The sequence below is a fragment of the Bradyrhizobium sp. 195 genome (assembly GCF_023101665.1).
In the GTDB taxonomy this organism is placed as follows: Bacteria; Pseudomonadota; Alphaproteobacteria; order Rhizobiales; family Xanthobacteraceae; genus Bradyrhizobium.
Genome location: NZ_CP082161.1, coordinates 2954912 through 2973013 on the forward strand (window position 1 = coordinate 2954912; position 18102 = coordinate 2973013).

Annotated in this window: 20 protein-coding genes; 14 read left to right on the plus strand and 6 right to left on the minus strand. The window is 64.7% G+C overall.

Translation table 11 applies throughout. The features are described 5' to 3' along the window. The first annotated feature begins 65 nt into the window (after positions 1 to 65). The 13 genes from IVB26_RS13705 to IVB26_RS13765 all read left to right on the plus strand — a co-directional run bounded on the left by IVB26_RS13705 (position 66) and on the right by IVB26_RS13765 (position 12030). Positions 66 to 521, plus strand: coding sequence for a phasin (locus IVB26_RS13705; protein ID WP_247972139.1), 456 nt, complete (start codon positions 66 to 68; stop codon positions 519 to 521). Positions 522 to 688: 167 nt separating this feature from the next. Beyond that, on the plus strand, positions 689 to 1975 hold the full coding sequence (locus IVB26_RS13710) for a DUF445 domain-containing protein (RefSeq protein WP_247972140.1): 1287 nt from the start codon (positions 689 to 691) through the stop codon (positions 1973 to 1975). A 201-nt stretch (positions 1976 to 2176) separates the two neighbouring features. Continuing rightward, positions 2177 to 2947 (plus strand): esterase/lipase family protein, encoded by a 771-nt coding sequence (locus IVB26_RS13715; protein WP_247972141.1) that lies wholly within the window; start codon positions 2177 to 2179, stop codon positions 2945 to 2947. 217 nt (positions 2948 to 3164) lie between these two features. Further along, positions 3165 to 4031 (plus strand): phenylacetic acid degradation operon negative regulatory protein PaaX, encoded by an 867-nt coding sequence (paaX, locus tag IVB26_RS13720; RefSeq protein ID WP_247972142.1) that lies wholly within the window; start codon positions 3165 to 3167, stop codon positions 4029 to 4031. Between the two features lie 75 nt (positions 4032 to 4106). After that, positions 4107 to 5099, plus strand: a complete 993-nt coding sequence (gene paaA, locus IVB26_RS13725) for a 1,2-phenylacetyl-CoA epoxidase subunit PaaA (protein WP_247972143.1) — start codon at positions 4107 to 4109, stop codon at positions 5097 to 5099. A gap of 10 nt (positions 5100 to 5109) precedes the next feature. Continuing rightward, positions 5110 to 5397, plus strand: coding sequence for a 1,2-phenylacetyl-CoA epoxidase subunit PaaB (gene paaB, locus IVB26_RS13730; RefSeq protein ID WP_092186062.1), 288 nt, complete (start codon positions 5110 to 5112; stop codon positions 5395 to 5397). Then, entirely contained in the window at positions 5397 to 6173 is a 777-nt protein-coding gene (gene paaC / locus IVB26_RS13735) for a 1,2-phenylacetyl-CoA epoxidase subunit PaaC (protein ID WP_247972144.1), read from the plus strand. Before paaB ends, paaC begins: the two co-directional genes overlap by 1 nt. Next, complete coding sequence (paaD, locus tag IVB26_RS13740; RefSeq protein WP_247972145.1) at positions 6167 to 6670, plus strand: 1,2-phenylacetyl-CoA epoxidase subunit PaaD; 504 nt, start codon at positions 6167 to 6169, stop codon at positions 6668 to 6670. Before paaC ends, paaD begins: the two co-directional genes overlap by 7 nt. Before the next feature lie 138 nt (positions 6671 to 6808). Beyond that, positions 6809 to 7891: a 1,2-phenylacetyl-CoA epoxidase subunit PaaE gene (gene paaE / locus IVB26_RS13745; protein WP_247972146.1), complete on the plus strand. Its 1083-nt coding sequence runs from the start codon at positions 6809 to 6811 to the stop codon at positions 7889 to 7891. A 55-nt stretch (positions 7892 to 7946) separates the two neighbouring features. After that, positions 7947 to 8396, plus strand: a complete 450-nt coding sequence (gene paaI / locus IVB26_RS13750; protein ID WP_247972147.1) for a hydroxyphenylacetyl-CoA thioesterase PaaI — start codon at positions 7947 to 7949, stop codon at positions 8394 to 8396. A 46-nt stretch (positions 8397 to 8442) separates the two neighbouring features. Beyond that, complete coding sequence (gene paaK / locus IVB26_RS13755; RefSeq protein ID WP_247972148.1) at positions 8443 to 9774, plus strand: phenylacetate--CoA ligase PaaK; 1332 nt, start codon at positions 8443 to 8445, stop codon at positions 9772 to 9774. Positions 9775 to 9834: 60 nt separating this feature from the next. Next, positions 9835 to 10839, plus strand: coding sequence for a quinone oxidoreductase family protein (locus IVB26_RS13760; protein WP_247972149.1), 1005 nt, complete (start codon positions 9835 to 9837; stop codon positions 10837 to 10839). Between the two features lie 114 nt (positions 10840 to 10953). Further along, positions 10954 to 12030, plus strand: a complete 1077-nt coding sequence (locus IVB26_RS13765; protein ID WP_247972150.1) for a YeeE/YedE family protein — start codon at positions 10954 to 10956, stop codon at positions 12028 to 12030. Between the two features lies 1 nt (position 12031). Here the strand turns inward: IVB26_RS13765 and IVB26_RS13770 are convergent, their stop codons facing one another. From IVB26_RS13770 to IVB26_RS13785, 4 genes are read right to left on the minus strand one after another with little or no spacing between them, the layout of a single operon-like run. Beyond that, the gene (locus tag IVB26_RS13770; protein ID WP_247972151.1) at positions 12032 to 13255 is read right to left on the minus strand and encodes a bifunctional alpha/beta hydrolase/OsmC family protein; all 1224 of its coding nucleotides are present in this window, start codon (positions 13253 to 13255) and stop codon (positions 12032 to 12034) included. A 27-nt stretch (positions 13256 to 13282) separates the two neighbouring features. Beyond that, positions 13283 to 13945: a sulfite oxidase-like oxidoreductase gene (locus IVB26_RS13775; protein WP_247972152.1), complete on the minus strand. Its 663-nt coding sequence runs from the start codon at positions 13943 to 13945 to the stop codon at positions 13283 to 13285. A gap of 36 nt (positions 13946 to 13981) precedes the next feature. Continuing rightward, positions 13982 to 15202 carry a cytochrome P450 gene (locus tag IVB26_RS13780; protein ID WP_247972153.1) on the minus strand — a complete coding sequence of 407 codons (1221 nt, stop codon included), beginning with the start codon at positions 15200 to 15202 and terminating at the stop codon, positions 13982 to 13984. Positions 15203 to 15262: 60 nt separating this feature from the next. After that, positions 15263 to 15472, minus strand: coding sequence for a ferredoxin (locus IVB26_RS13785; protein WP_008550182.1), 210 nt, complete (start codon positions 15470 to 15472; stop codon positions 15263 to 15265). Between the two features lie 154 nt (positions 15473 to 15626). Between IVB26_RS13785 and IVB26_RS13790 the strand changes: the two genes are divergently transcribed. Beyond that, the gene (locus IVB26_RS13790) at positions 15627 to 16274 is read left to right on the plus strand and encodes a TetR/AcrR family transcriptional regulator (protein ID WP_247972154.1); all 648 of its coding nucleotides are present in this window, start codon (positions 15627 to 15629) and stop codon (positions 16272 to 16274) included. Here the strand turns inward: IVB26_RS13790 and IVB26_RS13795 are convergent. Further along, complete coding sequence (locus tag IVB26_RS13795) at positions 16271 to 16921, minus strand: aspartate/glutamate racemase family protein (protein WP_247972155.1); 651 nt, start codon at positions 16919 to 16921, stop codon at positions 16271 to 16273. The genes IVB26_RS13790 and IVB26_RS13795 overlap by 4 nt on opposite strands. A gap of 161 nt (positions 16922 to 17082) precedes the next feature. After that, on the minus strand, positions 17083 to 18099 hold the full coding sequence (locus IVB26_RS13800; protein WP_247972156.1) for an amino acid ABC transporter substrate-binding protein: 1017 nt from the start codon (positions 18097 to 18099) through the stop codon (positions 17083 to 17085). Positions 18100 to 18102: the final 3 nt, after the last annotated feature.

The following is an 18102-nucleotide window of genomic DNA, read 5'->3' on the forward strand; positions in this document are numbered from 1 at the left end:
GGCCCCGGGCCAATGCGGACGGGGTGAGCCCATAGCTCAGAGCAACGAGGATGGAGAGAACCCCAATGACCACCGAAACCAACACCGCTTTCGAAGGCTTCAAGGACGCATTCAAGAACATCCAGAACCTGGAAGTTCCCGAGGCCGCCCGCGAGTTCGTCAAGAAGTCCGCCAACACCGCCAAGGACCGTGCTGCCGAGGTGTTCGCTGGCTCCGAGCGCGTGACCGCCGCCGTCGAGAACGCGGTGACCGAGTCCGTCACTGAAGCCGGCAAGATTAGCCGCAACATCCAGCAGGCGATCTATGACGACGCCCAGGCGTTCTTCGCCGGTATCGACAAGCTTGCCTCCGCCAAGTCGGTCAGCGAAGCCGTCGAGATCCAGTCGGGTCTGCTCCGCGCCCGCGGCGAAGTGTTCGTCTCGCGTGCCAAGGCGACCGCCGATTATTTCGGCAAGCTCGCCGCCAACGGCGCGAAGTCCGCTCAGGACAATTTCGCCAAGGTCTACACCAAGACCGCCTGATCTGGCGCCCTGAGTAGAAACTGAAATTTGAGGCCCGCTTCGGCGGGCCTTTTGTTTCTTGCATTGCCGTCAATTTCGCGCTGGTGACGACGCAATCCAAAGTCCTCCTGCGGAAAGATTCCGGATTGCTTCGCTTCGCTCGCAATGACGAGTAGGGTGATGCAGTGATGACCCCACCGGCCACCTTCTCCCCCGTCAGCCCCGGCGACACCGAACGCGCGGCGGAGCTGCGCCGCGTCAAAGTGCTGGCGGCGCTGGTGCTGGCGTCGACGCTTGCGGTCTTCATCGCCGCGAAGATTCTTCTGCACGTGCACCCGGTGTTCGGCTTCATCGCCGCCTTCGCGGAAGCCGCGACCATCGGCGGCCTCGCCGATTGGTATGCCGTGGTTGCCCTGTTCAAGCGGCCGCTCGGCCTGCCGATCCCGCACACCGCGATCATCCAGAGCAACCAAGCCCGCATCGCCGACAAGCTCGGCGAGTTCATCCAGGTGCACTTCCTCGAGGCCGGCCCGGTCGAGGCCAAGCTGAGGGAGATCGACTTCGGCTCCTTCGTTGCCGACTGGTTGCGCGATCGCAAGCGCAGCGACGATCTTGCGCGCTTCGCGCTGCGCCTGCTGCCGGAGGCTGTCTCCGCAACCGAGACCTCCGGCCTGATGACCTTCATCATCCGCCGCATGTCCTCGCAGCTCCAGGCGATCGACCTTGCGCCGCTCGCCGCCGGTACGCTGCGCGGCTTCGTAGCGGAGGGACGGCACCAGATCCTGTTCGACGATCTCCTGCGCGTGATGCACGAGACGCTGAACCAGCAAGAGACGATGGGGATGATCCGCGAGAAGGTGCGTGCGGAGTTGCCGACCTTGCTCAGGCTTTATCGCGCCGACAAATTTCTGGTGAACAAGATCGTGGCGTCCGCCACGGCGTTCTTCAATGAGGTGCGCAGCGATCCCAAGCATCCGTTCCGCGGCGAGTTCGATCGCATGGTGCTGAGCTTCGTCGACCGGCTCGGCAGCGATCGGGCCTATATCGACCGCATCGATGGATTGAAGCGCGATCTGTTGGCGCGGCCCGAGCTTGCCGATCTCGCCCGCACGGTATGGGCCAATACGCGTTCTTTCATCGAGCGCAGTGCGAGTGGTGAGACGCAGGTGCTGCAACATCATCTCGCCGGCATGTTCGTCGCGGCAGGCGAAGCGCTGGCCGGCGATGCCGAGCTGCGCGGCGAGATCAACAAGGGCCTTGTCGCAGTGCTGCGCAGCTTCGTCGCCGACCAGAAGAGCGGCGTCTCGATCTTCATCTCCGACCAGGTCAAGGCGTGGGACATGGCGCAGCTGATTTCCCTGATCGAAATCAACATCGGGCGCGACCTGCAATACATCCGCTTCAACGGTTCGCTGATCGGCGGCCTCGCCGGGCTCGCGCTGTACTCCGTAGAATTCCTGCTCCGATTGCTGTGACTTTTGGGTGACGGCCGCTGGCATTAACGCACGGGCCTATTGTCGCCTCGCGTCTCTCCCGCTTGAATGTCGGGAACCGGCCGCCTAGCTGATTCATGTTGCGCTGCGGAACGATCAAGAAGCCGGTGCATTGGAATTCATGCCCATTTGCCGGCATCGCGGCGGGCGGCCTTTCAGGAATTCTTCCCAGGGGAAACATTGATGACCGCTACTGCCCAGACGCTGCGTCCGCCGTCCAGAACTCTGATGTTTCTGGAAGGCCGCGCGATCCACGAATTCGGCGCATTCCTCGGCGCGCTGCCGCTGTTGAGCCTCGCGCCGCGCGGCGATGGGCATCCGGTGCTGGTGCTGCCGGGCCTCGTCGCCTCCGACGCGTCCACGCGCGCGCTGCGGGCGTTTCTGACCAGCAAGGGCTATGCAGTGAGCGGCTGGCGCCAGGGCCGCAACTACGGCCTGCGCGAGGGCGTGCAGAATGCCATGGTCGATCTGATCGAGGAGCTCAGCGACAAGCATGGCCGCAAGATCAGCGTGGTTGGCTGGAGCCTCGGCGGCCTCTATGCGCGTCAGCTCGCCAAGATGATGCCCGAGCGCGTGCGCCAGGTCATCACGCTCGGCAGCCCGTTTGCGGGCGACCCCCGTTCGACCAATGCCTGGCGTGTCTATGAATGGGCGAGCGGGCGGAAGTCCGACGAGGTCGATCCGCAGTTCGGCGGCGATCTCGCCGTCGCGCCGCCGGTGCCGACCACCGCCATCTTCAGCCGCACCGACGGCGTCTGCGCCTGGCAGGGCTGCATGGAGAGGACGAGCGCACAGACCGAGAGCATCGAGGTCGAAAGCAGCCATTGCGGCATGGGCCATCATCCCGCCGTGGTCTATGCCGTGGCCGACCGGCTCGCGCAGAAGGAAGGCCAATGGCGCCCCTTCGACCGTAGCGGCTGGCGCAGCGTGGTCTATCCCGATCCGCATCGATAGTCGGGCCTGCGTGGTTCTCCCGGCGATGCGAAGCATCGTCCGGAGACGCGCGGCTTAGCCGCGCTCCTCACCGTGAGGGTTGAAACTCAGCGATGCCGCACGGAAGCGATCAGACCTCATCCTGAGGAGGCGCGACGCGCCGTCTCGAAGGATCGAGCCCGGCTCTAGTCGCTCCCATCCATTGTCGCGCCGGCACCAAACGCGCTATGCCTCGCGCATGGCGCATCCTCTCTCCCGCATCATCGACCAGCTCAAGCGTGAACCGTCGCGCACCGGCTCCATCGTCATCACCGTGTTCGGCGATGCCATCGTGCCGCGCGGCGGCTCCGTGTGGCTGGGTACGCTGCTGGAATTCTTTGAAGGCCTGGATATCGACAGCGGCGTCGTCCGCACCGCGATGTCTCGTCTTGCCGCCGACGGCTGGCTGACGCGCGCGAAGGTCGGTCGCAACAGTTTTTATCGCTTGGCCGACAAGGGCCGACAGACATTCGAGGCTGCGACGCGCCATATCTATGATCCGCCGCCGTCCGACTGGACCGGGCGCTTCGAGCTGATCCTGATCGGCAATGGGGAGGACCGTGACGCCTCGCGCGAAGCGCTGCGCAATGCGGGGTTCGGCAGTCCGCTGCCCGGCGTGTGGGTCGCACCGTCAGGCGTGCCGGTGCCGGACGAGGCCTCGGGCGCGATCCGTCTCGAAGTCTCGGCGGAGGATGACAGCGGCCGCCGTCTGCTTAGTGCGAGCTGGCCGCTGGACCGCACCGCGGACGCTTATCTGAAATTCATGAAGACGTTCGAGCCGCTTCACGCCGCGATCGCGCGTGGCACGGATCTGTCCGAGGCCGACGCCTTCACCGCGCGTATCCTGCTGATCCACTATTACCGCCGCGTCGTGCTGCGCGATCCGCTGCTGCCGGAAAGCCTGCTGCCAGGGGACTGGCCGGGCAGGGCGGCACGGGAGCTCTGCGGCGAAATCTATCGCGCGTTGCTTGTCCCCTCCGAACAATGGCTTGATGGCCATGGAACCAGCGAGAGGGGGGCATTGCCGCCGGCGCGAAAGCTTCTGGAACGGCGGTTCGGTATCTGATTTTATGTTACAGAAATATCTTGCATAGAGTGATTCTTGTTATATATTGCCTCCCAATAAAACGGGAGGATGCGCATGTATACCCAGGCGCTGAACACGGCCGAGGCCGACGATCGCGGTCTTGAGGACGCGGCCAGGGCCGCGCAGTTCCAGGCCCGCATCGATGCCGAGGAGCGCATCGAGCCGAACGACTGGATGCCGGCGGCCTATCGCAAGACGCTGACCCGCCAGATCTCCCAGCACGCCCATTCTGAAATCGTCGGCATGCTGCCCGAAGGCAACTGGATTACGCGCGCGCCGACCCTGCGCCGCAAGGCCGCGCTGCTCGCCAAGGCGCAGGACGAGTGTGGCCACGGACTTTATCTCTATGCCGCCGCGGAAACGCTCGGCACCTCGCGCGAGGAACTGGTCGATGCCATGCTCGCGGGCAAGGCCAAATATTCCTCGATCTTCAACTATCCGACGCTGACCTGGGCCGACATCGGCACCATCGGCTGGTTGGTCGATGGTGCCGCGATCATGAATCAGATCCCGCTGTGCCGCTGCTCTTACGGCCCTTATGCGCGCGCGATGATCAGGGTCTGCAAGGAGGAGTCGTTCCATCAGCGCCAGGGCTACGAGATAATGCTGACGCTGTGCCGCGGCTCGGACGAGCAGAAGGCGATGGCACAGGACGCGCTCGACAGGTGGTGGTGGCCGGTGCTGATGATGTTCGGCCCGCCTGATGCCACCAGCCAGCACAGCGACACCTCCACGAAGTGGAAGATCAAGCGGTTCTCCAATGATGAGCTGCGCCAGAAATTCGTCGATGCCACGGTGCCGCAGGCGCACTATCTCGGCCTCATCATTCCAGATCCCGGCATGATTCAGGATGCGGACGGGCACTGGCGTTACAGCGAGATCGACTGGACCGAATTCAAGCAGGTGCTCGCGGGCAATGGGCCCTGCAATCGCGACCGCATGGTCGCGCGGCGCAAGGCACATGAAGAGGGCGCCTGGGTGCGCGAGGCGGCAGCCGCATACGCGGCAAAGCGTGCGCAGCGCCAGACCGCGCAAGCCGCGGAATAGGGGGATCAGGATGACGACGCCGAACACACCGCTGTGGGAAGTCTTCATTCGCAGCCGCAACGGACTTGCGCACAAGCACGTCGGCTCGCTGCACGCCAGCGACGCCACCATGGCCCTGCAGGCCGCGCGCGACATCTACACCCGCCGCGGCGAGGGGCTGTCAATCTGGGTCGTGCCGTCGACCGCGATCACCGCGAGCGATCCCGCCGAGAAGGGCATGATGTTCGAGCCGGCGGAATCGAAGATCTATCGCCACCCCACATTCTACGAGGTGCCCGAGGAAGTGGGGCACATGTGATGCCCATCGCCAACATCCAGGTCTCCGAAACGCCGCTGGTGCTCTGCGCGCTGCGTCGTGCCGACGATGCGCTGATCCTCGGTCACAGATTGTCGGAATGGTGCGGACATGCACCGATGCTGGAAGAGGACATGGCACTGTCCAACATTGCGCTCGACCTGATCGGTCAGGCGCGCGAGCTCTACAGCTACGCAGCGAAGGCAGAAGGCGGGGATAACGACGAGGACAAGCTCGCTTATCTGCGCGACGTCAGGCAGTACCGCAATTTGCTGCTGGTCGAGCAGCCCAATGGCGATTTCGCCCAGACCTTGGTGCGGCAGTTCTTCTATTCCGCCTTCGCCGACCTCTATTGGCGCGCGATGATGACATCGCGCGACACGACGCTTGCCGCGATTGCCGCCAAGTCGGAGAAGGAGAGTGCCTACCACCTGCGTCACGCCTCGGAGTGGATCATCCGGCTCGGCGACGGCACCGATGAGAGCCACGCCCGCGCGCAAGCCGCGATCGATCATCTCTGGGCCTTCACCGGCGAGATGTTTGCCGTCGACGAGGGCGAGCGCGCCTTGATCCATGCCGGTGTCGCCATCGATCCCGCGAGCTTGCGGGGTCGTTGGTTGACGACGGTGTCTGATATCGCCCGCGAGGCGACACTCGAGCTGCCGCAGAACGACTGGATGCAGCAGGGCGGCCGCGTGGGCCGGCACAGCGAGCATCTCGGTCATCTCCTGTCCGAGCTGCAATCGATGCAGCGCACCTTTCCGGGGCTGACATGGTGACGGTGCTCGACCGCGACAGCGAGCTGCGCCAGCGTGCCTGGGATGCCGCGGCGAGCGTGGTCGACCCGGAGATTCCGGTCTTGACCATCGCCGATCTCGGCGTGCTGCGCGAGGTTGCGCTCGACGGCGACCGTGTCGAGGTTGCGATCACGCCGACCTATTCCGGCTGTCCGGCGATGAACATGATCGCGCTGGAGATCGAGCTGGCGCTGGAGCGCGCCGGTTTCAGCCGTCCAACAGTCCGCACCGTGCTGTCGCCGGCCTGGACCACCGACTGGATGAGCGAGGAGGGCCGCCAAAAGCTGCGCACTTACGGCATTGCGCCGCCGCAGGCCTCACACTCGCGCCGCGCGTTGTTCGGCGTGCAGGCCGTGGCGTGCCCGCAATGCGGCTCGGAAAACACCGAGCTGCTCTCCGAATTCGGCTCGACCTCCTGCAAGGCCCTATGGCGCTGCAAGGCCTGCCGCGAACCCTTCGATTACTTCAAGTGTCATTGAAGGACGCACGATGCCAACCCCATCGTCATTGCGAGGAGCTCTTGCGACGAAGCAATCCAGACTGCCCCCGCCGAAAGACTCTGGATTGCTTCGCTTCGCTCGCAATGACGAGGAAAAGACTGAACGAGGTCATCCTTGATGTCAGCCGCCACACCGCGTTTCCACCGCCTGGCCGTCAGCGATCTCCGCCGCGAGGCGGCCGACGCCGTGTCGATGACGTTCGCCATCCCCGGCGAGCTCGCGCGCGATTACGTCTTCACGCCCGGCCAATACCTCACGCTCCGCACCACGCTGGATGGAGAAGAGGTGCGCCGTTCCTATTCGATCTGCTCCGGCCCCGACGACGGCGAGATCCGCATCGCCGTGAAGAAGATTGACGGCGGCGCGTTTTCGAACTGGGCGGCGGATGAGCTGAAATGCGGCGACGAGCTCGACGTGATGACGCCGACGGGTCGCTTCGGTGCGATCCCTCAAGCGGACGTCGCGCGCATCCATGTCGGCTTTGCCGCGGGTTCCGGCATCACGCCGATCCTGTCGATCGTCAAGGGGACGCTCGCGCGTGAACCTGAGAGCCGCTTCTTCCTGTTCTACGGCAACCGCACCACCGACAACATCATGTTCCTCGAGGCGCTCGAGGAACTGAAAGACCGTTTCATCGATCGCCTCTCGATCTTCCACGTCATCTCCGGCGAGGAGCAAGACATCCCGATCCTGCATGGCCGGCTCGACGGCGACAAGGTGAGGGTGCTGCTGCGCTCGCTGGTGCCGGCGGGAAGCGTCGATCATGTCTACATTTGCGGGCCCCTCGGCATGAGCGAGGATATCGAGGCGACCTGCCGCGAGCTCGGCATCGTGCAGGATCGTATTCACGTCGAGCGCTTCGTCTCCGAATTCGGCGGCAAGCCGCGGCCGAAGAAGGTGGTGGCTCCCGACGCGCCGCCGAAGGCGATTGCCTCGCTGATCATCGACGGGAAGCGTCGTGACGTTCCGGTTGCCGAGGACGAGGCGATCCTCGATGCCGCGTTGCGCGCCGGCGTCGATCTGCCGTTCGCCTGCAAGGGTGGCATGTGCTCGACCTGCCGCGCAAAACTGGTCGAGGGTGAGGCGCCGATGGACATCAATTATTCGCTGGAACCGTGGGAGCTGAAGGCAGGCTTCGTCCTGACCTGCCAGGCCAAGCCCACGACCGGGCGCGTGGTGGTCGACTACGACCACGTTTGACAGTTTTGGCCAACCAGCAGAACATCATGAGCAAAAGTCTGGCCGGGAGAAGCGCGTGAACGTCAAAGCCGCCCTGTCGCCTGAGGATATCGCCCGCGCCTGCGCCGATGCGATGTGGGCCGAGGATGACGCCTCCAAGGGTCTCGGCATGGAGATCGTCGAGATCGGCCCGGGCTTTGCGACGCTGGCGATGACGGTGCGGCCTGACATGGTCAACGGCCAGCGCATCGCTCATGGCGGCTTCATCTTCACGCTCGCCGATTCCGCCTTCGCGTTCGCCTGCAACTCGCACAATGAGCGCGTGGTCGCGGCGCAGGGACAGATCACCTTCATCAAGCCGGGCAAGCTTGGCGATCGCCTCGTTGCGAAGGCACGCGAGATCACACGCGGGGGCCGTTCCGGGATCTACGACGTGCGTGTCACCGCGGGCGATACCGTCATCGCGGAATTCCGCGGGCACTCGCGTGTGATTCCCGGCACGTGGCTGCCGACGCAGGACCAATAAGAGACCAATCAAGAAAAGAACAAATCGATGTTGTGGGGAAGCGAGGATGGCTTTGACGAAGCTCAAGCAAGGCGGCAGCTCCTATAGCCCCGAGATGGACGCGCATGAGCGCGCCTCGCGCGACGAGATCATGGCGCTGCAGAAGCAGCGGCTGGCCTGGTCGTTGAAGCACGCCTATGACAACGTCGCGCATTATCGCAAGGCCTTCGACGGGGCCGGCGTGCATCCGTCCGACTTTCGCGAGCTCTCCGATCTTTCAAAGTTTCCGTTCACGGTGAAGACGGACCTTCGCGACAATTATCCCTTCAACATGTTCGCGGTGCCACGCGAAAAGCTGGTGCGCGTGCATGCCTCTTCCGGCACGACCGGCAAGCCGATCGTCGTGGGGTATACGCAAGCCGATATCGACACATGGTCGGAAGTCATGGCGCGCTCGATCCGCGCCGCCGGCGGCCGCACCGGCATGATCATCCACAATGCCTATGGCTACGGTCTCTTCACCGGTGGGCTCGGTGTCCACTATGGCGCCGAAAAACTCGGCTGCACCGTGGTGCCGATCTCCGGTGGCATGACCGAACGGCAGGTGCAGCTCATCAACGACTTCCGGCCTGATATCATCACGGTGACGCCCAGCTACATGCTGCCGATCCTCGACGAGTTCAAGCGCCAGAGGCTCGATCCGCGCCAGTGCTCGCTCAAGGTCGGCATCTTCGGTGCCGAGCCCTGGACCAATGCGATGCGCGGCGAGATCGAGGACGCCTTCGACATGGATGCGACCGACATCTACGGCCTCTCCGAGGTGATCGGCCCCGGGGTCGCGCAGGAGTGCATCGAGACCAAGGACGGACTCCATATCTGGGAGGATCATTTCTACCCCGAAGTGATTGATCCCGAGACCGGCGCGGTGCTGCCGGACGGCGAGAAGGGCGAGCTGGTCTTCACCTCGCTCACCAAGGAAGCTTTCCCGGTGATCCGCTATCGCACCCGCGACCTGACGCGGCTCCTCCCCGGTACGGCACGCCCCGGCATGCGGCGCATGGAGAAGGTGACGGGCCGCTCGGATGACATGATCATCCTGCGCGGCGTCAACCTGTTCCCGACCCAGATCGAGGAGGTGCTGCTCGCGACCGATTGGTGCGGCGGCCACTTCATTCTGGAGCTGACCCGCGAAGGCCGCATGGACGAGTTGACCATCATCGCCGAAGCGAGGCCGGAGAGCTGGGACGGCCGAGGGCTCATCGATCACGCCGATCGAATCTCAACCCACATCAAGAACACCATCGGCATCAGCTCCAGGGTGCAGGTTGTCGCGCCAGCCACGCTGGAACGCTCGCTGGGCAAGGCCAAACGCCTCTACGACAAGCGGCCCAAGGACTGACACGGATTGACTTGCCTCCCGCCAAAGGCGACAAGGCCGCGAGAAATCCCGGGTCTTTTTATGTCGGCAGCCGATACCAAAACCGTCGAAGCGCGCTGCGTGCGCCTGCACACCAAGGTCGAAAACGCCGCTGCGCTCTCGCCGGTGATTGAGCCTGAGACGCTCACGCGCGGTCCGGACGATCTCCTGATCGAAGTGAAGGCTGCCGCGGTCAACCCGTCCGACGTCAAGGCCGCGACCGGATTGATGCCCTATGCCGTATTCCCGCGTACCCCCGGCCGTGACTATTCCGGCGTGGTCATCGACGGGCCGGCCGGCATGGTCGGCCGCGAGGTGTTCGGCTCCTCCGGCGATCTCGGCATCCGCCGCGACGGCACCCACGCCAGCCACCTCGTGGTCGAGGCCGACGCCGTGGTGGAGAAGCCGAAGGCGGTGTCGTGGGAGGAGGCGGCCGGCATCGGCGTTCCCTTCGTCACTGCGATGGAGGGCTTTCGCCGCGCCGGCGTACCGAAGAGTGGCGAGACCGTGTTGGTGTTCGGTGTCAACGGCAAGGTCGGCCAGGCCGCCGTGCAGATCGCGACGTGGCAAGGCGCACGTGTCATCGGCGTGGTGCGCAAGGCGGAGGCTTACGAAGGCCACGCCAACGCGCCGATCGAGGTGATCGACGCCTCCGCGACGGAGGTTGCCGCGCGCGTGCGCGAATTGACCGGGGGCAAGGGCGCCGACATTGTCTTCAACACGGTCGGCGATCCCTATTTCCAGGCGGCGCACAAGTCGCTCGCATTGCGTGGTCGCCAGATCCTGATCGCCGCGATCGACCGCATCGTGCAGTTCAACATTCTCGAATTCTACCGCGGCCAGCACACCTATGTCGGCATCGACACGCTGGGCTTGTCCTCGGCTGCAACTGGCGCGGTGCTTCGTGATCTCGGCCCTGGCTTTGCAAGCGGCCAGCTGAAACCGTTCCCGATCAAGGCGAGCGCCGTCTATCCGCTGGAGCGCGCCAAGGAGGCGTACGTCGCCGTCGCCGGCTCCTCGCGCGACCGGGTGATCCTGAAGCCGTAACACACCGTCATTGGAGCGTGGCGAAGCAATCCAGAAATGCATCCGCGGAAACAGACTGGATTGCTGCGCTGCGCTCGCAATGACGGAGAACGTCGAGAGATCTGAGAACAAGCGATGGAATCTGCCCTTCTCGTCATCCTCGCTGGCCTCGCCATCGGTCTCATCTACGGCGCCGTCGGCCTGCTCAGCGGTTTCTGCCTGATGAGCAGCATGCGCGGCTGGCTGGCCGAGGGGGACGGGCGGCTGGTGCGGACCTATGCGTTGGCGATCGCGGTTGCGATCGCCGCAAGCCAATTCCTCGCCGGCCGTGGCATGGTCGATCTCGGCAAGACGATCTACCTGCAACAGACTTTTTCGGTGCCGGTGCTGTTCCTCGGCGGCCTGCTGTTCGGTTACGGCATGGTGCTGTCGAACGGCTGCGGCTCGCGTGCGCTGGTGCTGCTCGGCCGCGGCAATCTCCGCTCCTTCGTCGTCGTGATCGTACTCGCCATCGCTGCGCAGATGACGCTCAAGGGCCTGATCGCGCCGGCGCGCATCGCCCTGGTTCAGGCCTCGCAAACCACCGTCGGCGCCAATTCGCTGCCGTCATTGCTGGCGACGCTCGGTCTCGCCGAACCTCTCTCTCGCGCGCTGGCTGCGGCTGTCATCGTCGGTGCGCTGGTCTTGTTTGCCCTGACGCATCCCGGGTTCCGCCGCTCGCCGGGCCAGATCGCAGCGGGCCTTATCGTCGGTCTCCTCGTTGCCGCCGGCTGGTTCGTCACCGGCCATCTTGGTGCCGACGACTTCAATCCCGTCGCGGTGACCTCGCTCACCTTCATCGCACCGATCGCCGACAGCCTGCAATACGCGATGCTCTCGACCGGCCTGGCGCTGAACTTCGGTATTGCGACCGTGGCCGGCGTCTTCGCCGGCAGCCTTGCGACGGCGCTGGCCACGGGCCGCTTCAAGCTTGAAGGCTATTCGTCTCCGCCCCATATGCTGCGCTCGGGCAGCGGCGCCGCGCTGATGGGGATTGGCGGCGTGATGGCGTTCGGCTGTTCGATCGGGCAGGGGCTCACCGGCATGTCGACACTCGCACTGGGCTCGTTCGTCGCAGTCGCGGGCATCCTGCTCGGCACGACGGCAGGCCTGCGCGGCGCGCTGCGGGTTCAGCCGCTTAAGGCTGCCGAAGCCCGCTCACCGGCCGCTTGAGCTAATCCACCGGCTTCGTCACGATGCGGATCTCCGACGTCAGCGTCCGGTGCACCGGGCACTTGTCGGCGATCTCCATCAGCTTTTTGCGCTGCTCGGCATCGAGCGCGCCGTCCATCGCGATGTCGCGCTCAATCTGGTCGAGCATGCCCTCGCGTGTGTCGCACTCCGCGCAGTCCTTGGCGTAGATCTTGGAGTGCTTCAGCGTGACGGTGACGCGGTCGAGCGGCAGCGACTTGCGGTCGGCATAGAGGCGCATGGTCATGGAGGTGCAGGCCCCTAAGCCGGCAAGCAGGAAATCGTACGGCCCGGGGCCGGCGTCCTCGCCACCGGCAGCAACGGGCTCATCCGCAACGAGTCGGTGCGGGCCGACGGTGATCGTCTGGTTGAACTTGCTTTTCCGGGTCTCCTGCACCACCACCTGGCGCGGCGCTTCGGGCAAATCCATCGCCTTCGCGGGCTTTGCGGTGTCGACGTAGCGGCTGGCCCAGGCCGCGATCACATCGGCCGCATAAAGCGCATCGGCGGGCTTGGTGAGCAGATGATCGGCATGGTCGAGCGAGACGAAGCTCTTCGAGTGCTTGGCTGCCACGAAGATCCTGGTCGCATTGTCGATGCCGACGGTGTCATCGACCGGCGAGTGCATCACCAGGAGCGCCTTGTGCAGACCGGTGATGTCTTTCATCAACTCGTGCTCGACGATGTCGTCGAGGAATTCGCGCTTGATGCGGAACGGGCGTCCCGCGAGCGAGACCTCGACCTCGCCCTGCGCGCGTATGTTTTCGACATGCTCCTTGAACAGGCCGGTCACGTGTGCCGGGTCGGATGGAGCCGCGATGGTCACGACCGCTCTGGCTTCCGGGATCTGTCCCGCTGCCGCGAGGATGGCGGCGCCGCCGAGGCTGTGGCCGATCAGGATCGACGGCGCCTTGCGGACGCTGCGCAGATGATCGGCGGCGCGGACGAGATCGGCGACGTTGGACGAAAAGGTCGCATTGGCGAAATCGCCTTCGCTCGAGCCGAGCCCGGTGAAGTCGAAGCGCAGAGCCGCGATGCCCTTGGCTGCGAGTGCGACCGCGATGCGCTTGGCCGCCAGCGTATCCTTGCCGCAGGTGAAGCAGTGCGCAAACAGCGCGTAAGCCGCGGGCTCGCCGTCCGGCAATTCCAGCGCGGCTGCAAGCTGGTGGCCGCCTTCGCCGGTGAATTGAAAGCGTTCCGTCGGCATGGGCTTTCCCCCGTTCTTGCTTGAGTTCTAATCGTCTGAATAGCGCTGTTCGGCCCAGGGATCGCCGCGGTTATGATAGCCGCGGACCTCCCAAAAGCCTGGCGCGTCCTCGGTCAGGAATTCGATGGCCTGGAGCCATTTCGCGCTCTTCCAGAAATACAGATGCGGCACGACCAGCCGCACCGGGCCGCCGTGCTCCTCCGTCAGCGGCTGGCCGGACCAGCTATGGGCAAGCAGCGCATCCTCGGCGGCAAAATCTTCCAGCGCGAGGTTGGTGGTGTAGCCGTCATGGGAATGCAGCGTTACGAAGCGGGCATCCTCGCGGGGCTGGCAGACCGCGAGCAGCTCGCGCGTCGCGAGACCTTCCCACTCGTTGTCGTAGCGCGACCAGGTGGTGACGCAATGGATGTCGGAGGTGAACCGGGCCTGCTTCTGCGCAGCGAACTCCGCAAAGGTCCAGAAAACGGGAGTCTCGATCGCACCGTAAACGTCGAGCCGCCAGCGCTCGCGCGACACCGGTGGCACAACCCCGAGATCGAGCACAGGCCAGTCCTTGGTGAGGTGCTGGCCGGGCGGCAGTCGCTGATCTTCCGGACGCGAAATCTTGCCGGTGAGGAAGCGGCCCTCGCGCGCCCATTTTTCCTTGGTTCGCGTCAGTTTGCTGTCGGGCGGCTCGTTGTCGTCAGCCATGGCCGTCCAGCCTCTCCGTACCCGTGTTGGAAAGACCTACATCGCCTTTCCCAGCAAAAATGGCAACTGGCGCGGGCCTCGCACCGTGCCCTGCGACCAGGTCACGGTGCCTGCCGGATCGAGGGCGAAATCTGGAATGCGCTTCAGCCATTCCTCCAGCGCAACTTGCATCTCCATGCGCGCCAGGTTGGAACCGACGCAGCGGTGAATGCCGAGGCCGAACGCAGCGTGGCGATTTTCGCGGCGGTCGATCACGACTTTGTCAGCATCCGGAAACATCTTGGGATCGCGGTTTGCGGCGGGGAATGACAGCAGCACCATGTTGCCCGCCTTGACCGGGCAGCCCGAGATCGTCGTCTCCTTGACCACCTCGCGGGCCATCGTCACCGGCGAATAGGCGCGCAGCAACTCCTCCACCGCGGTCGGAATCAGTGCGGGCTCGGCGAGCAGCCGCTCGCGGTCGGCCGGCGTCTTCGCAAGATGCCAGAGCGAGGAGCCGATCGCGCTCCAGGTGGTGTCGATGCCGGCGATCAGAAGCAGGCGCAGCGAGCCGAGGACGTGCGAGTCTTCGAGCGGGTTGCCCTCCTTGTCCCTGGCGTTCATCAGGTAGGAGATGAGATCGTCGGTCGGCTTGGTCTTGCGCTCCTCGATATGCGCGCTGAAATAGGCGCTCATCTCCTGCGCGGCCTGGAGCAGCTTGCTCTCGTCCTTGATGCCGAGCTCGAGGATCATGTGGATCCAGTTGATGAAGAGATCGCTGTCGCTCTCGGGGATGCCCAGCATGTGCGCGATGGCTCGAACCGGAATGTACTTGCTGTAGCGCGCGGCGGCGTCGACCTTGCCGTCGGCAATGAACCCGTCGATCAGCTCGTTGCAGATCGCGCGCATCCGCGGTTCCAGCTTCTTCATTGCGTCCGGCGTGAACGGCGGCAGCAGGAGCTGCTTGGCCGGCTTGTGCACGGGCGGGTCCGAGGTGATCGGCGGAGCGGCGTTCCTCGCGACCTCTGGACGAACGTCGCGCACGATGATGCGGCGTGAGGAGAAATGCTCGGTGTCGTTGGCGATCTCGCGCACGGCTTCATAGGTCGTCGGCATATAGCAGCCGAGGAAGCGCTCGGTGTGCACGACCGGACTTGCGGCGCGCAGCTCGTCCCAGATCGGGAAGGGATCCTCCGTCCACTGCGGGTCGGTGTGGTCGAAATCGTTGACCCAGTCGGTGACCGGCGGATGGGCGACAGGCTGGCTGACGTCGGACATATCAGGGGGAATCCTCGGGATGGTGATCGAAGCGCGCACGTGGGCACAAGGAAGCCCGCGCTACTCCTCGATCACGTCGATTGCGATTTCCGGGCAATTGGATTTGGCAAGCCAAGCCTTGTCTTCAAGGCCCGGCGGGACAATGCCGTCACCGGCTTCGTGGGCGTTGCCGTATTCGTCCAGCTCGAAAAGTTCCGGCGCGAGTGCCTTACAGCGCGCGTGGCCCTGGCATTTGTCAGGATCGACGTGAACCTTCAATCGCTCCGTCATGGCGGCTTCCTCGGTCGTATGCACGCGGCTCGAAGGCGGCGCGTTCCTCTTGTCAATATTGTCGGCGGCATTCGCCGCTTCTTCTAAGTTATATGCTATTACATTCGCGAGAGGCTTTCCCTGTCAAGCGCAAACTTATAGGCTTGCCTTCAACATGCGCTCTCAACTCGCCCGTAAGCCCGAGAACACCTACCACCATGGCGATCTCCGCGGCGCCCTGATCAAGGCCGCGTTGCGCGAGGCGGAGCAGGGCGGCGCCGAGGCGATCAGTATCAAGGCGCTGGCCAAGCAGCTCGGCGTCTCTCAGCCTGCGCCGTATCGGCACTTTGCCGATCGCGACGCGCTGCTTGCAGCGGTGACGGCGGAAGCATTCCGGCAACTCAGCGCGATCATGCGCGAGGCGATGGCTGGGACGTCGAAGCAATCAAAGCTGTCGCGGCTGGCGCAGGTCACTCTTGATTTCGGCCTGCGCCGCAACGGCATCTACCGCCTGATGTTCGCGTCGCGCACCGTCTCATGCGCGGCCAAGGACAGCGAGCTGCACGAAGCCACGCGCGAGACGTTTTCGCTCGTGATCGAAGCCCTGGAAGCGCCTGCGGTCGGCTATTTGCGCGAACGGCAGGCGCTCAAGATCTGGGCGGCGTTGCACGGCGTGGTGATGCTGGCAGAGCAGGGCCTGTTCACCGGCGAGGCTGCCCATGCCACGCGCGAGGAGCTGGTCGAGGATTTCGTCCGCGAAACGAAAGCCGCGCTTGCGGCTGCGATCAAGGGTGCTCGGCGGCGGAAGAAGGCCGGCTCCTAGCCCTTTGCTTTCAACAGCTTCATCAGCTTGTCGACCGCGCTGTCAGGCGTGGTCACGACGGGACGGCCAGTGGCTTCCGCGACCAGCTGTGCCGTCGCTGCGATGCTGAACTGCGCCAGCGCGATGACGTCGCAATCGCGCAGCTCCCTGGACGCTTCGACGATCAGCCGGTCATGCGTGGCGCGGTCGCCGCGATCGAGCGCCGCCAGCGCGCCCTCGGCAAGCTTCGGCACCACCTGGACCGAGGCCGGGAACTCCGGCGGCATCGAGACCAGCGTCGGGGGGAAGGTCGAGAGCAGGCCGATGCGCCTGCCCATCGTCACCGCGCGCTCGATCATCGCTTCGTTCGGCTTCAGCACCGGCATCGGCGCATGCGCGCGCGCGACCGCCTCGATGCAGGGGCCGAAGGCCGAGCAGGTGAACAGGATCCCGTTCGCTCCGGTCGCTGCTGCGTAATCGCCGAGCGCCAGGAAGCGCTCGGTCATCGCATCATTGAGTTTTCCGTCGCGCGCCAGATCCGCCGACAGGCTGTCGTCGAGCAGATTCATCAGCCGCGCCTCTGGCCACGCCTTCGCAAACGCCGCTTCGATCGGCGCGCTGGAGTGCTTGAGGGCGTGGATCAGGGCAATGCGCATGGACGTCGTCATTGAGCGTGACTATTTCGGTTTCGTGCCCCGGACGCAGCGCAATGCGAAGTATTGCGCTGCAGGGCCGGGCCCATTGTGGCCGCTGGGTCCCGGCTCTGCAGCAGCGGACCGGACGATGCGTCGCATCGCCGGGAGCTGCAGCGCGTCCGGGACGCGAGATGTTACTTGAACGGCACCGCGTACATCAAGCCGCCCTTGCTCCAGAGGCCGTTGAGGCCGCGATCGAGCTTGAGCGGGCTCGCCTTGCCGACGTTGCGCTCGTAGATCTCGCCGTAATTGCCGGTGGCCTTGATCGCGGTCACCAGCCATTTGTTGTCGAGCCCGAGCCGGGAGCCGAGATCGCCGGAGGCGCCTAAAAGGCGCTGGATCGCCGGTGTCTGCGATTTCGCCATCTCGTCGACGTTGGCCTGGGTGACGCCGAGCTCTTCGGCCTCGATCAGGCCGTAATGCAGCCAGGTGATGATGTCGCTCCAGACCTCGTCGCCGTTGCGGGTGAAGGGGCCAAGCGGCTCCTTGCTGATGGTCTGCGGCAGCACGACGTAGTCGGCCGGGTTCGGCGCGGCGGTCGTCACGGCGCCGGCGAGCGCGGAGGCGTCCTGGGTCATCGCATCGCAGCGGCCGCCGAAGAAGGTCTGATACATGGTGTCGACGCGGTCGAACACCAGCGGCTTCCAGTCGATGCCGTTGGCGCGGCCGTAATCGCCGAGCGTGACTTCGTGCGTGGTGCCCTGAGCCACGCAGACGGTGGCGCCTTTGAGGTCCTTGATCTCTTTTACGCCCAGATCCTTCTTCACGACGAAGCCCTGACCGTCGTAGAAGTTGATCGGGCCTTGCCGCAAGCCCAGCGTCACACCGCGCAAGTATGTCTGCGTCGAGTTGCGGTAGAGCACGTCGATCTCGCCCGATTGCAGGGCGGTGAAGCGGTTCTGCGCGGTCAGCGAGACGTAGCGCACCTTGCTGGCATCACCCAGCACGCCGGCGGCGAGCGCACGGCAATAGTCGACGTCGAGACCCCGGTAGTTGCCTTGCGAGTCCGGCGCCGAGAAGCCGGCAAAGCCGGCGCTGACGCCACATACCAGCGTGCCGCGGCTCTTCACCGTGTCGAGCGTTGCCGCCGCCGTCGCGACAACCGTCGATGCCGCGAGCATGCCCGCTGCGATAGCCACTTTCCTCATCATGCT

Coding starts and splice junctions, on each gene's coding strand:
- paaE (WP_247972146.1), top strand. CDS start 6,809: ATGTCAGCCGCCACACCGCGTTTCCACCGCCTGGCCGTCAGCGATCTC.
- IVB26_RS13770 (WP_247972151.1), bottom strand. CDS start 13,255: ATGCCGACGGAACGCTTTCAATTCACCGGCGAAGGCGGCCACCAGCTT.
- IVB26_RS13775 (WP_247972152.1), bottom strand. CDS start 13,945: ATGGCTGACGACAACGAGCCGCCCGACAGCAAACTGACGCGAACCAAG.
- IVB26_RS13705 (WP_247972139.1), top strand. CDS start 66: ATGACCACCGAAACCAACACCGCTTTCGAAGGCTTCAAGGACGCATTC.
- paaK (WP_247972148.1), top strand. CDS start 8,443: ATGGCTTTGACGAAGCTCAAGCAAGGCGGCAGCTCCTATAGCCCCGAG.
- IVB26_RS13790 (WP_247972154.1), top strand. CDS start 15,627: ATGCGCTCTCAACTCGCCCGTAAGCCCGAGAACACCTACCACCATGGC.
- paaA (WP_247972143.1), top strand. CDS start 4,107: ATGTATACCCAGGCGCTGAACACGGCCGAGGCCGACGATCGCGGTCTT.
- IVB26_RS13795 (WP_247972155.1), bottom strand. CDS start 16,921: ATGACGACGTCCATGCGCATTGCCCTGATCCACGCCCTCAAGCACTCC.
- IVB26_RS13785 (WP_008550182.1), bottom strand. CDS start 15,472: ATGACGGAGCGATTGAAGGTTCACGTCGATCCTGACAAATGCCAGGGC.
- paaD (WP_247972145.1), top strand. CDS start 6,167: ATGGTGACGGTGCTCGACCGCGACAGCGAGCTGCGCCAGCGTGCCTGG.
- IVB26_RS13710 (WP_247972140.1), top strand. CDS start 689: ATGACCCCACCGGCCACCTTCTCCCCCGTCAGCCCCGGCGACACCGAA.
- paaB (WP_092186062.1), top strand. CDS start 5,110: ATGACGACGCCGAACACACCGCTGTGGGAAGTCTTCATTCGCAGCCGC.
- IVB26_RS13765 (WP_247972150.1), top strand. CDS start 10,954: ATGGAATCTGCCCTTCTCGTCATCCTCGCTGGCCTCGCCATCGGTCTC.
- IVB26_RS13760 (WP_247972149.1), top strand. CDS start 9,835: ATGTCGGCAGCCGATACCAAAACCGTCGAAGCGCGCTGCGTGCGCCTG.
- IVB26_RS13800 (WP_247972156.1), bottom strand. CDS start 18,099: ATGATGAGGAAAGTGGCTATCGCAGCGGGCATGCTCGCGGCATCGACG.
- IVB26_RS13715 (WP_247972141.1), top strand. CDS start 2,177: ATGACCGCTACTGCCCAGACGCTGCGTCCGCCGTCCAGAACTCTGATG.
- IVB26_RS13780 (WP_247972153.1), bottom strand. CDS start 15,202: ATGTCCGACGTCAGCCAGCCTGTCGCCCATCCGCCGGTCACCGACTGG.
- paaC (WP_247972144.1), top strand. CDS start 5,397: ATGCCCATCGCCAACATCCAGGTCTCCGAAACGCCGCTGGTGCTCTGC.
- paaX (WP_247972142.1), top strand. CDS start 3,165: ATGGCGCATCCTCTCTCCCGCATCATCGACCAGCTCAAGCGTGAACCG.